The organism is Microbulbifer weihaiensis (genome assembly GCF_048323715.1).
Taxonomy (GTDB): domain Bacteria; phylum Pseudomonadota; class Gammaproteobacteria; order Pseudomonadales; family Cellvibrionaceae; genus Microbulbifer.
In genome coordinates, this window is record NZ_JBLWFL010000005.1 from 191,672 (window position 1) to 204,508 (window position 12,837).

General features: G+C 59.9%; 12 protein-coding genes. 2 read left to right on the forward strand and 10 right to left on the reverse strand.

What is annotated here, in order from left to right; translation table 11 throughout:
- Window positions 1-10 precede the first annotated feature (10 nt).
- The 4 genes from ACNKU7_RS07125 to ACNKU7_RS07140 all read right to left on the reverse strand — a co-directional run bounded on the left by ACNKU7_RS07125 (window position 11) and on the right by ACNKU7_RS07140 (window position 6,977).
- Complete coding sequence (locus ACNKU7_RS07125; protein WP_418296283.1) at window positions 11-1,819, reverse strand: ABCB family ABC transporter ATP-binding protein/permease; 1,809 nt, start codon at window positions 1,817-1,819, stop codon at window positions 11-13.
- Between the two features lie 54 nt (window positions 1,820-1,873).
- Window positions 1,874-2,485, reverse strand: a complete 612-nt coding sequence (locus ACNKU7_RS07130; RefSeq protein ID WP_418296479.1) for an NUDIX hydrolase — start codon at window positions 2,483-2,485, stop codon at window positions 1,874-1,876.
- A 106-nt stretch (window positions 2,486-2,591) separates the two neighbouring features.
- Window positions 2,592-5,750, reverse strand: a complete 3,159-nt coding sequence (locus ACNKU7_RS07135; protein WP_418296284.1) for an efflux RND transporter permease subunit — start codon at window positions 5,748-5,750, stop codon at window positions 2,592-2,594.
- A 33-nt stretch (window positions 5,751-5,783) separates the two neighbouring features.
- Window positions 5,784-6,977, reverse strand: a complete 1,194-nt coding sequence (locus ACNKU7_RS07140; protein WP_418296285.1) for an efflux RND transporter periplasmic adaptor subunit — start codon at window positions 6,975-6,977, stop codon at window positions 5,784-5,786.
- A 208-nt stretch (window positions 6,978-7,185) separates the two neighbouring features.
- Between ACNKU7_RS07140 and ACNKU7_RS07145 the strand changes: the two genes are divergently transcribed.
- Window positions 7,186-7,722 (forward strand): NUDIX hydrolase, encoded by a 537-nt coding sequence (locus tag ACNKU7_RS07145; RefSeq protein WP_226665628.1) that lies wholly within the window; start codon window positions 7,186-7,188, stop codon window positions 7,720-7,722.
- A 138-nt stretch (window positions 7,723-7,860) separates the two neighbouring features.
- Here the strand turns inward: ACNKU7_RS07145 and ACNKU7_RS07150 are convergent, their stop codons facing one another.
- Entirely contained in the window at window positions 7,861-8,178 is a 318-nt protein-coding gene (locus tag ACNKU7_RS07150) for a YqfO family protein (protein WP_418296286.1), read from the reverse strand.
- Between the two features lie 2 nt (window positions 8,179-8,180).
- Complete coding sequence (trxA, locus tag ACNKU7_RS07155) at window positions 8,181-9,035, reverse strand: thioredoxin (protein WP_418296287.1); 855 nt, start codon at window positions 9,033-9,035, stop codon at window positions 8,181-8,183.
- Window positions 9,036-9,222: 187 nt separating this feature from the next.
- Between trxA and ACNKU7_RS07160 the strand changes: the two genes are divergently transcribed.
- A complete protein-coding gene (locus tag ACNKU7_RS07160) occupies window positions 9,223-9,969 on the forward strand; it encodes a phosphorylase family protein (protein ID WP_418296288.1) in 747 nt (248 codons plus the stop codon).
- 44 nt (window positions 9,970-10,013) lie between these two features.
- Here the strand turns inward: ACNKU7_RS07160 and ACNKU7_RS07165 are convergent, their stop codons facing one another.
- The 4 genes from ACNKU7_RS07165 to tadA form a co-directional block, all read right to left on the reverse strand.
- Window positions 10,014-10,394, reverse strand: a complete 381-nt coding sequence (locus ACNKU7_RS07165; RefSeq protein ID WP_418296289.1) for an MmcQ/YjbR family DNA-binding protein — start codon at window positions 10,392-10,394, stop codon at window positions 10,014-10,016.
- Between the two features lie 5 nt (window positions 10,395-10,399).
- Window positions 10,400-11,779, reverse strand: a complete 1,380-nt coding sequence (locus ACNKU7_RS07170) for a hypothetical protein (RefSeq protein WP_418296290.1) — start codon at window positions 11,777-11,779, stop codon at window positions 10,400-10,402.
- Between the two features lie 159 nt (window positions 11,780-11,938).
- A complete protein-coding gene (locus tag ACNKU7_RS07175) occupies window positions 11,939-12,376 on the reverse strand; it encodes an ion channel (RefSeq protein WP_418296291.1) in 438 nt (145 codons plus the stop codon).
- Window position 12,377: 1 nt separating this feature from the next.
- The gene (gene tadA, locus ACNKU7_RS07180; protein WP_472439826.1) at window positions 12,378-12,833 is read right to left on the reverse strand and encodes a tRNA adenosine(34) deaminase TadA; all 456 of its coding nucleotides are present in this window, start codon (window positions 12,831-12,833) and stop codon (window positions 12,378-12,380) included.
- Window positions 12,834-12,837: the final 4 nt, after the last annotated feature.

Sequence of the window (12,837 nt, forward strand, 5' to 3'; positions counted from 1 at the left end):
CTGACTTTGGTCAGGGTGACAGTGATATCGAGTCGATACTGCGCTCCCGCTGCTGCATCCGCCACAGCGACGCATAGTGGCCATCGGCACTGATCAGGCCACTGTGGCTGCCCTGCTCCACCACCTGTCCCTGATCCAGCACCAGAATCAGGTCGGCATCCACAATGGTCGACAGGCGGTGTGCAATCACCAGCGTGGTCTGCTCCCGGGAGATCTCCGCCAGCGCCTTCAGGATGCCCTGTTCCGAGTGGCTGTCGAGGGAAGACGTCGCCTCGTCAAATACCATGATCGGCGGGCGCTTGAGCAGCGCGCGGGCAATGGCCACACGCTGTTTCTCCCCACCGGAAAGCTTCAGGCCGCGCTCCCCCACCATGGTGTCGACGCCTTCCGGCAGCTGCGCGATAAACTCGTCAAGCTGCGCGTGGCGAATGGCTTCCATCACCTCATCGTCGCTGGCATCCACGCGCCCGTAGCGCACGTTTTCCAGGATCGACTGGTTGAACAGCACCGTATCCTGCGGCACCACACCGATCGCACGGCGCAGGGAATCCTGGCTGACTTCGCGAATATCCTGGCCGTCGATCAGGATGCGGCCGCCGGTCACGTCGTAAAAGCGGAACAGCAGCTTGAACAGGGTGGACTTGCCGGCGCCACTGGCGCCTACGATGGCGACCTTCTGCTTTGGCGCCACGGTAAAACTCACGCCCTTGAGGATTTCCCGGTCCGGGCGGTAACCAAAGCGCACATTTTCAAACGCGATATGGCCATCGCGAATCGCCAGCTCCGCCGCGTCCGCGTGATCTTCAATGGCCGGCTTTACATCGAGGATCGAAAACATTTTTTCGATATTGGCCAGCGAGCCTTTCATTTCCCGGTACACAAAGCCGAGAAAATTCAGCGGGATAAAAATCTGCATCATGAAGGCGTTGATCAGCACAAAGTCGCCAATGGTCATGTTGCCTCGGGTGACGTGCACCGCGGCCAGAATCATGGCGCCGCACATGGCAGCGGCGATGATCAGTGCCTGGCCGGCATTCAGGCCGAACAGCGACAGGCGATTCTTGCGCCGCGCGGCTTCCCACTCGGCCAGCTCGGAATCGTAGTGGCGCGCTTCGTGGCGTTCATTGCCAAAGTATTTGACCGTCTCGTAGTTGAGCAGGCTGTCCACCGCACGGCTGCTGCTCTGGGACTCTGCCTGGTTCAGTTCGCGTACAAAGCGGGTGCGCCATTCCGTCGCCACCACGGAAAACACGATATAGGTCACCACCGCGCCCGCCACCAGCAGTGCGAAACCCGCGCTGTAGTTCCACCACAGCAGGCCCACCACCATGGCAATTTCCACCAGGGTCGGCACTATGTTGAACACCATGAAACGCATCAGGAAACCGATACCGCTGTTACCGCGTTCAATATCCCGCGACAGGCCGCCGGTACGGCGATTGAGGTGGTAATCCAGGTCGAGCCGGTGCAGGTGCTGGAATACCGCGAGACCGATGCGGCGCTGCGCGCGCTCGGTTACGCGGCCGAAGATGGTGTCCCGCAGCTCGCCAAACAGCACCGACGAAAATCGCACAAAGCCGTAGGCCAGCAGCAACCCGAGCGGCAGTGCGATGGCGGCCGCAGCCCCTCCGGCTGCGTCGAGGTCATCGACGATGTGCTTGAGCAGAAATGGCAGGCCAACACTGGCGACCTTGGCGCCCACAAGGCACAGCAGGGCCAGCATTACCTGGCGCTTGAATTCCAGCAGGTAGGGAAACAGGGATTTGAGGGCGCTCCAATGCACGTCCTCCAGAGCCACGGCAGATTTGGGTCTCGGCATGAAAATTTTGTCAGGCAGGAAATGAAGGCGGCGATTATAGCCGCCCGGCACACATCAGTTCAGGGCGCGCATGGGAACATCGTCGCGACGACCGATAGGCGCATCCAGGATGCGCACCAGAAACTCCGTGAGTACGCCAGCGGTAAAGCCCCAGATTTCGTAGCCCTCGTATTCGTAGGCGGGCAGGTAGATCCGGCGCTGGTCGATGGTGATACGGTCGGTGCGGATGCGCGGATCACCGAAAAAGTACGACAGCGGCACGCGGAAAATCGCGTCCAGCTCGCCGGGGTTCGGCTTCAACTGGGCATCCGCCGGCACCACCCCCAGCCAGGGGGTGACTTCTACCTGCCAGCGGGTGCTGCGGGTCCACAGTGGACCGAGGATACGCACCTCGTCCGCCGGCAGGCCGATTTCTTCGTGGGTTTCCCGCAGTGCGGTGTACTTGAGCGAGGGATCCGTCTCGTCCCAGCGCCCGCCGGGCAGGGATACCTCCCCGGAATGGCTGGAAAGCTGCTGGGAGCGCAGGGTAAGAATGACCTGGGGGTCAGGCTCATCGGTCAGGGCAAGCAATACCGCCGCGTGACCGTGAAGATCGGGTCCCCGAGGCACCTTCGCTTCAAGTTCGCTCTTTACTTCCGAAAATTTACGCTCGATGAGTTCCAGCATTGTCTGCAACGATTTTCACTACCGAATCTTTGTTAACTATACCCGTGTGAACAGGATTGACCACTTTTGCAGCCACAGTTGTGACCGCTGCACCCCAGGGTGAGTTCTATGCCGCCTCAGGGTCACTATCGGCCGACTTGCCCCTGCCCTTGACCTTTTCCCGCAGCGACTGCACCAGCGCATAGTAAATAGGCACCAGGAAGGTGGAAAAAAGACTTGCAGCAAGCATGCCACCAAACACCGCAAGACCGAGGGACACGCGGCTGGCTGCGCCAGCACCGGTAGCGATCACCAGCGGAAAAATCCCCAGTACAAACGCGAGCGAGGTCATCAACACGGCGCGCAGGCGCAGCCGCGTGGCCTGCAGTGCGGCTTCCTCGATCGACACGCCCTGCGCGCGCTGCACCATCGCAAACTCCACCATCAGGATGGCGGTCTTGGCGGCAATACCAATCAGCAATACCAGCCCGATCTGGGTGTAGAGATTGCTCTCGTGGCCGACAACCCAGCAGGCAAACAGCCCGCCGGCAATGGCGATGGGTATCGCCAGCAGCACCGCAATCGGGATCGTCCAGCTCTCGTACTGGGCGACGAGGAACAGGTAGGCAAACAGCACCGCCAGGCCAAACAGGATCGGCGCCATATTGCCGGCACTGATTTCCTCAAGGCTGGCCCCGGTCCACTCGTAGCTGTATCCCTCCGGCAGCTGGGCGCCGAGTTCCTCCATGGCGCGCATGGCTTCGCCACTGGAGTAACCCGGAGCAGCGGCGCCATTCACATTGATGCTGTTGTACAGGTTGTAGCGCTGGACTGTCTGCGGCCCGACGATGGGCAGCACTTCGGCCACCGAATTAACCGGCACCAGGCCGCCGCTGCTGGCGCGCACAAAGAAGCCGGCGAGATCCTCCTCGCTGTCGCGATAAGGGGCATCGGCCTGGGCGAGCACCTGGAAGACCTTGCCGTAGCGATTGAAGTCGTTGATGTAATAACCGCCGAGATACGTCTGCAGCGTGAGGTACACATCGGCGAGGTTCAACCCCAGGATGTGGGCCTTGTCTTTGTCGAGGTTCAGCCGCAGCTGCGGGGTTGCGGCCTGGTAGGTGGTAAACGCCTGAGCAATTTCCGGGCGCTGGTTGGCTTCACCCAGCAGTGCATACAGCACGCCGGCCAGTTCCTGCACACTCCGTCCCTGCAGGTCTTCCAGCACGTATTCAAAACCGCCGATGGAGCCAAGCCCAGGCAGCGCCGGCACCGGGAACGCCTGCACCCGCGCCTCCTGCACCGTCGACCCGATCTGCTGGGCTTTCTGCAAAATGGCAAACTGATTCAGTTCCCGCGTGGGCCGCTCTTCCCACGGATGCAGGATGACGATCATAAACGCTGCATTGGGCACCAGCCCACCGGCGAGCAGGCTGAACCCAGGCACCGCCATCACATGGGCCACGCCGTCAATCTGGCGCAGCTGTTCTCCCAGGCGGTTCACCACCGGTGCCGTGCGCTCGAGCGTGGCGCCATCGGGCAACTGCACATTCATCATGAAAAAGCCCTGATCCTCATTGGGAATAAATCCCGAGGGCACGGCGGAAAACAGCCAGATGCACAGCGCCATGACACCCGCAATGCTCGCAAGGCCAAGCAGCGGCAGCCTCACGCAGACGCGCACGATACTGGTGTACAGGTTGGTGGCGCCCTGCAGAAAGCGATTGAAGAATCCGAATACCCCGGAGAGCAGCCCTCGCCTCTGGCTCTGTTCGCCCGCGCTCTGCGGGCGCAGCAGGCTCGCACTGAGCGACGGGCTCAGGGTCAGGGCGTTGACACTGGAAATCGCCACGGAAATGGAGATGGTCATGGCAAACTGCTGGTACATCTTGCCGGTCAGTCCAGGCATCAGCATGACCGGAACAAACACCGCAAACAGCACCGCGGTGGTGGCAATCACCGGGCCGGTCACTTCGCGCATGGATTCGATCGCCGCCTCCTTCGGCGACATGCCTTCCGTCAGCAGGCGCTGGGTGTTTTCCACCACGATGATGGCGTCATCCACCACAATACCGATGGCGAGAATCAGCGCGAATAAAGTGACGGTATTGATCGTCATGCCCAAAGCAAACATCACCGCAAAGGTGCCGATCAGTGACACGGGAATGGCGATCGCCGGTATCAATGTCGCGCGCCAGTCCTGCAGAAATACGAAGACCACCAGGATCACCAGTGCCAGCGCCACCAGCAGCGTCTCCACCACTTCATCGATGGAGGCCTGCACGAAGTCGGTGGTGTCGTAGAGGGGCTCTGCCTCCAGGCCGTCTGGAAAGCGCTTGGCAAGCTCTGCCACTTTCTCACGGACTTTCGTCGCCACTTCCAGCGCATTGGCATCGGGCAGCTGGTAAACCGCGATCACTGCCGCCGGTTTGCCATCCAGCTGGCCATAGGCGCTGTAACTCTGGCTGCCCAATTCGACGCGCGCGATATCGCGCATGCGCACTATGCCGCCGTCGGGCTTGGAGCGAATGCTGATATTGGCGAATTCCTCGGCATTTTCGAGCCGCCCCCGCGCGATCAGGCTGTATTGGAACTGCTGCTCTTTCTTGATTGGCGGCGCACCGATCTTGCCCGCCGCCACCTGCAGGTTCTGTGCCTGTACAGCGGCAATCACGTCACCTGCGGTCACATCCAGCGCCGCCATTTTGTCGGGATTCAGCCACAGTCGCATGGCGTAATTCTGCGCGCCGAGGATTTGTACATCGCTGACACCATCCACGCGCGCCAGCTCGTCGGCAATAAAAATCTCGCCGTAGTTGGCGAGGAACAGGGTGTCGAATTTGTCTTCCGGAGAAAACAGGTTCACCGTCATCAGGATGGTACTGCTTCTTTTCTCCACGGTGACGCCACTGCGGGTCACTTCCGACGGCAGGCTCGGTGTGGCCTGTTGCACGCGGTTCTGCACGTTGACCTGGGCGATGTCACCGTCGTAGCCACTCTCAAAGGTGACGGTGAGGCTGTAGGTTCCGTCATTGCTGCTGGTGGACGACATGTACTTCATGCCCTCGACACCATTCACCTGGGACTCGATCGGCACCGCCACGCTGTCGCGCATCACCTCTGCACTGGCACCGGGATAGCTGGCACTGACGACAACCGTGGGCGGCGTGATATCCGGAAACTGGGCAATCGGCAGCAGCGGCAGGCACAGCACGCCCGCCAGGGTAATCAGGATGGAAATCACCAGCGCAAAGCGTGGCCGCCGGATAAACGTCTCGCTGATCATCAGGCACCTGCCCCGGTGCTGCTGCGCGGCAATTTATTTTCCATCGAAATACTCATCGGGCTCACCCACGCGCTCTCCGCTGTCCGGTTGCTGCCGTGGCCTTCGCTCGCCATCAGGTTCCGTATCCTCCAAACCGGATACATCGCCTTCCCGTATCTGCTGCAGCGGGCTCTGCTGCGCCGGTGGCTGGGACACCTTCAGGCCCTTGTAGGGGTCGAGCGCGGTATTCTGCGGCGCCACCGGTTTGCCCTCGGCCACCCGCTGCAGGCCGTTAACCACAATCCGCTCACCGGCCTTCAGTCCTTCATTCACCGCCCAGAGTTCGCCGTCCCGCTGCCCGAGCTCGAGGTAGCGCTTTTTAGCGATGTCGTTTTCCTCCACCACATACACAAACCGCCCCTGCATGTCTTCCAGCACCGCGGACTGCGGCACCAGGGGCTTTACGCCCTCCTTGCCGGAAAACACGCGAATAACGATGCGCGCAAACTGGCCCTGCACCAGTAGCTGATCCGGGTTGGGAAAGCGCGCGCGTACCTTTGCCGAACCGGTTGTCGGGTCTATCTGGTTATCCACAAACACGATCAGTCCCGGGTACGGATACAGCTTGCCGTCCGGTTGCTTGATGCGCACTTCTCGGCGCTCTGGTGATCGCCCTGCCTGCTGGCGCCGTGTGGCCTCTTCCTGCACCGCGAACAGGCGGTTTTCCGGGACTTCAAACGATACGTAGATGGGATCCATGCGCACGATGGACGTCAGCGGATCCGTGCCCGGCCCCACCAGGGAACCTTCGGTGAACTCACTGCGCCCGATCAGGCCGGTCAGCGGCGCACGGATTTCGGTGTAATTGAGGTTGAGCGTGGCCGCCTCCACGTTGGCCTCCATGGCCTGCACGTTTGATCGCGCCTCTTCGAAGTTGCCGGTCAGCTCATCCATCTGCACCTGGCTGATGGCACCACTCTCCACCAGTTGCAGGCCGCGACGATAATTGCGCTCGGCAACGGAGAATGCGGAGCGGGCCTGGGAAAGGTTGGCGCGCTGGTTCTCCAGCGCGGCCATGAAGGGTTTGGGGTCGATGACGTAAAGCAGCTCGCCCTTCTGCACCATTTGCCCTTCGACAAAGTTGCGACTCTCGATATAGCCCTCGACCCGGGGGCGCACCTTGAACTCGTCGGTGGCCTCCACGCGGCCTACGTATTCAAAACGCGGGATCACCTGGTGTGTACGCACGGCGAGCACTTCAACCGGCGGGGCCTTCGGCGCGGGTGGCTCCGTTTTTTTTGCACAGCCGAAGATGGCGAGCGATAACATCAAAAATACCGGAAAACGCGCCATGGGCTATCAACCACTGCCTACTACCTGGAATGACCTCTTTCCACTATAGGCAAGGTGCTGTTATCGGGCTGGCACAGTCCGGTTCCCCGGGTATACTTGCGCCATGAAATTTTGCAGCCACTGTGGCAACTCCGTTGTTTTTGAAATCCCGGCCGGCGACGACCGTCCCCGCCACCTGTGCCGCGATTGCGGCGCCATTCACTATGTGAATCCCCGCGTGATCGTCGGCGTACTGCCCTATCTTGGCGATCAGGTGCTGCTGTGCAAACGCGCCATCGAGCCCCGCCACGGTCTGTGGACCCTGCCGGCAGGCTTTATGGAAAATGGGGAAAGCAGTGAACAGGGCGCTCTGCGGGAATCCTGGGAGGAAGCGCGGGCGCGCATTCGCGTAGACGATCTGTTTTCCGTCTACGACATCCCCCACATCAACCAGGTATACCTGCTCTACCGCGGTGAATTGACCGACACGGATTTCGGCCCGGGGCCGGAGTCACTGGAAGTTGAATTGTTCGACGAGAAAGATATTCCGTGGGATGAAATGGCGTTCCCGGTGATGACTCAGACACTGAAGCACTACTTCAGTGACCGTGAAAAAGGCGTTTTTGGATTACATCGCGGGGTGATTGAGCGGAAGCTCTAACCTTTTCCACTCCCCACCGTAAGCACGGTTCAGAACTAGTGGCGGCAAAGCACTGGGTATCCGTTTTCAAAACCGGCCTAGGCGTCCATTTGCCGCCACAGAGCAAGTTCAGAGCACTGTAAAACCTCTAACTATCAATCAGCCACAGCGTTCATCCAGCTTCCAGAGATCAAACGCCGGCTCTTCATAGGGATGCGCTGCGCGCATGGCGGCAAGTACATCATCCACCACGCTGTCTTCGCAGACCGTTTCCACCCGGTATTCAACCACCTGTTCAACCTGCCCCGTCTGGCCAATAAACGGCTGGCTGCCGTCCAGCGGGCGGAACTGGCCGGTGCCCTTTACCTGCCAGCAGCAACTGTCGTAATCGCCGATGCGGCCGGCACCGGCCGCAAACAGCGCCTGCTTGACCGGCTCCACATGGGACTCGGGAATGTAAACGCAGAGCTTGTACATACTCAGAACATCAGGGTCATCAGCTTGCGCTGGTACTGCGCCGCCAGCGGATCGCCCTTGCCCAGCGCCTTGACGATATCCAGGAACGCCTGCTTGGCCGCGCCGTCAGCGAAGCCCATATCCCGGCGCAGGATATTCAGCAGCAGCTCCAGAGCCTCTTCATGCCGCTCGGTCTGGCTGTACTGCACCGCCAGGTTGTAGGCAGATTCAAAGTCATCCGGGTTCGCCGCCAGCGCCTGCTGCAGGGCCTGGATTTCCGGAGAGTCCGCCGCCTGCTGTTTCAGCTCCAGCTGGGCCATCAGCTGCTGGTAGTCGCTGTCCTGATCGGCCATCAGGATTTTGCCCAGAATCTCTTGCGCGTCTTTCACGCGGTTTTTCTCCAGCAGCACCGCCGCGTACTGCTTGGCAATATCCGCGCGCTCGCCGGAATCCGCGTACGCCGCCCGCAGCAGAGGCTGCGCACCATCCACATCGCCCTCGGCGATCAGTTTCTGCGCTTCCTGCAGCTGAACGTCCCATGACTTGGGCAAATACTTGTCCAGCATTTCACGGATCTGCTTTTCCGGCTGTGCACCGGCAAAACCATCCACCGGCTGCCCGTCTTTCAGCACCATCACCGTCGGCAGGCTGCGCACACCCAGCTGGCCCGCCAGCGCCTGTTCGGTATCCGCGTTCAGTTTCGCCAGCAGGAACTGTCCCGCGTATTCATTGGCGAGTTTCTCCAGCACCGGCATCAACTGCTTGCAGGGCTCGCACCAGTCGGCCCATACATCCACCACTACCGGGCGCTTCATGGACTCTTCAATCAATACCTGCTGGGCGTTATGAACCGTAACGTCGACAATAAATTCTTCCACTTTCACTCCTGGTTCTGTATTTCGGCAGGCTGGCTTTCAGGCAGCATCCGTACCCGCCGCTGCTGATGCCTGCCACACAATGGGCCGAATGATACCTGATTCGTGGCCGCTCGCCTTCCGCTGTGGGCTGTTCTCCACAATGCGTTTGCCGCTAAAGTACCTCTTTTTTGCACTGAACTATCACGCCATGGATCATCCTATCCGCCGTATATCCCTGCTCTTCGCCATGCAGGACGAAGCCCGCCCGGTCATCGACCAGCTGGGCCTGGTTCCCGATGAAGAACTGCACGACAGCGACCTGCCATTTCAATCCTATTCCGGGTGCCACGGCAATATAGACGTGTCTGTGGCCGTCAGCGGCCACGACCACCGCTTTCAGGTCGACAATATCGGGCCGGTGGCGGCCACCCTGATGACCTACACCACCATAGACCGCTTCGCCCCCGATCTCGTGATCAGCGCAGGCACCGCCGGCGGCTTCGCGGCCCGGGGCGCGGAGATCGGCACCGTGTACCTGAGCGACGATCGCTTCGTGTTTCACGATCGCGTGGTGCCGCTGCCGGGGTTCGATGAGTCCGCGATTGGCCACTATCCGGCACTCAATGTACGCAGAATGGCCCGTGACCTGGGATTGCCCCTGGGCATAGTGTCGTCTGGGAGTTCATTGCAGAAACAGCCGCGGGATATCGATGTGATCGAGACCTTCGGCGCCGTCGCCAAGGAAATGGAAGCGGCGGCCGCAGCCTGGGTCTGTATGCTGAAGGGGACGCCGTTTGTGGCACTGAAGTCGATCACCAACCTGCTCGACGGGCCGGGCACTTCGGAAGAGCATTTTGTCAAAAACCTTGCCCATTCAAGCCAGAGCCCGCAAGTGCAGCTGGCACGCGTACTGGAATACCTGGAAGGAAAAAATATCGCAGGGCTGTCCGGTTAGCCCCACGATAGTGTTGATGCTTACGCGGAAAACTGCAGGGAGTGTTAGCGGTAAATCGCTTCCGGTGAGTAGGCTAGTTCCAGAGCCTCCCGCTGTACTTTTTTCAAGCCTTTTACCACCAGCCCGTAAGAGCGATCCATCATCCGCTCAATTTCATAATCGGGCACGCTGCCGTCCAGCAACACGGTATTCCAGTGCTTTTTGTTCATGTGATACCCGGGCAGAACGCCGCTGAAAATATCCCGCAGGGCTTGGGCCTCGTCCGGGTCACACTTGAGGTTGGTGCGCGCGATGCCCGCTTCCTCACCGAGGGTGGCGAACATCTTGCCTTTGATTTTGAACACCGCCACGCCCGGGCCAAAGGGATAATCCTCTTCGGCCTCGGGGCGATCCAGCAGGTAACGGCGGGCGCCAGCGTAATCCATGCGCGCTACCAGTCCAGGGATGACGGCAGGCGCGGTGACGACAGCAGTTTGGCAAATCGCTGCCAGCGCGCATCGTCGGAACCAGCGCCCTGCTCGACATACTCCTTCACCAGCTGTTTGCCCCAGTTGTAGTTGATGACATAAGCACCATATGCATCCACAAAACTGACCCGCTGCTTCGCCTTTTCCGGACTCATCACCGCGTACTGCTGGAACAGCTCCACGGCCTTGTCGCGGTCGATGTCGCCATTGATGTACTGTCGCGCCACGATATTTTCGGCAAAGCTGAGCTTGCTTTTCAGTGCAAGCACACGCTCGTATTTCTCCGCCTCTTGTGGGTCGAGCCCCGCCAGCGGATAGAGCACCTCTTTCTCGAACGCCAGCCGCTGCTCGCCCGGGAATGCGAGGTCGATGCCGTAATTCGCGCTGCCCTCTGCAATCAGGGACTGCGGGCTGAACAGCGGGTACACGCTGTATTCAACCCAGCCACGGTCTTTTACCAGGGTCTGCTCCAGCAGGGCGTTGTAGGTGTGGTGCCCGGGGTAGCCCTCATGGCAGCCGAGATCCACCGCGCGTTCAATATGGATGGGCAATTCGGTATTAATCTGGATCAGGCTCTGGGCGTTGCCCTGATACCAGTTGTATCCACTCCAGGGCTTGCCCTGCACGTATTCCAGTACAAAGTTTTCGTTGTCTGGCAGATTCACATGTTTTTTGGTGCGGTCGCGACAGCCCTTGATCGCGGCGTCAAATACTGCCGCCATGTTATCGGCCGGTATCTCAAACTGATCCTGGAAGGCTTTCACTCTCAGGTAGAGCGGATCACTGCCGTGCAGTTCTTTTTCCAACTCTGCCAGCACCGGCTCAAACTCACTGAAGGTCTGCACCGGCGGTGCGGTGTTGTACAGGGCCAGCGCTTCGCGGTCGAAGTCGCGGAAGCTGGCATCAGCCAGGTGGTGGGCGTGATAGACAACAGCGCGCAGCTGGGTCTTGAGATAGTGGGCACGCAGTACGTCCAGATCGGATGACGGTTCGATACGCTCTGGAAGCTGTGCCAACAGCTGCTCCGCGCGGCTGGCAAGCTCCGCCGCCGAAGCGCGATCACCTGCTGCAGCGGTTTTCCACTCTGCCGGCCCGTAATAGGCATCGACATAACTCTTGTCGTGATTGCCAAGGGTCAGCACCAGGCGGACATAGGATTCCGCAATCCCGTCCAGGTTGGCGAAACTCGGTTTACCCTCCGCTTTTTCGACCTGCTGTGCGGGTTCGACCTGAGGCTGTTCAACCTCTGGCGTCGTTTCCTTTTTTCCACATCCGGAAATAGCGATAAATACACTAAGCAACGGTGCAGTCAGAGTGAGCGGAATATGTCGCAACCCGTTCATGTAATCTCCCGGCTGTTATAGGGTTTGGGGATAAATGATGTTCAAGCGCTGCCGTACTATATCCGGCTTGCAGGTTGAGACCAATTCGCGCGGTCAAATATCCCACATGCCGGCCCCCTAACCAGTGAGTGGGATACGGCGAAAAGAATATGCCGGCGATTACTGAGCGTCTTCGTACTGCCGCCAATAGCGCTGCATTTTCAGGAACAGGAAGGACGCAGTCCAGGTGATGAGCACCAGGCCGGTGAGGGCTTCCAGACCAGCGGTAAAACGCAGTGCGCCGTGGGGCTCCACATCGCCGAAGCCGAGGGAGGTGTAGGTGGTAAAGGAAAAATAAGCGCAGTCGATGAGGGTGCCACTGAAATTCCCGGTCAGAGTGCCGAAATACGGCGAGTTGTACATGAAGTAATAACCGAATGCGAACATCCAGATTTCCACCACATGCCCGACCAGAGCGCCAAAAACCCCGATCAACACCCCCAGGTTCCTGCGAACCTTAAGCTTGTGCCCCAGGAAGAACAGGCTGTTCAGCACTTCGTGGTGGATCAGCACCGCGAAGGCCACGAGAAAGCCGTTGATGAGCACCGATAAGAGCATGTCAGCGCCGCTTTTGGAAAAATTCTTTTACCAGCTCCCCCGCCTGCTCCGCTAGCACACCACCTTCCACCAGGATTTTGTGGTTGAAAAACGGCTGTGACGGCAGTTGCAGCTGGCTCGCCACCACCCCTGCACGGGGCTCCGCCGCACCGTAAACCAGCCGCGCCACCCGTGCGTGGATCAAAGTGCCAAAGCACATGGTACAGGGTTCGATGGTGACATAGAGCGTCGTATCGGGCAGGCGGTAGTTTTTCTGGTGTGTCGCGGCGGCCCGCAGGGCGACGACTTCGGCGTGGGCGCTGGGATCCGAGGCGGTGATCGGCTGGTTGAAGCCCTCGCCAATGATTTCCCCGTCGAGCACCACAACCGCACCAACCGGCACCTCTCCCAGCTCGGCACCTTTGGCTGCGAGCTCCAGCGCCCGCTGCATAAACATAAAATCTCGCGGTGTCGCCACGATG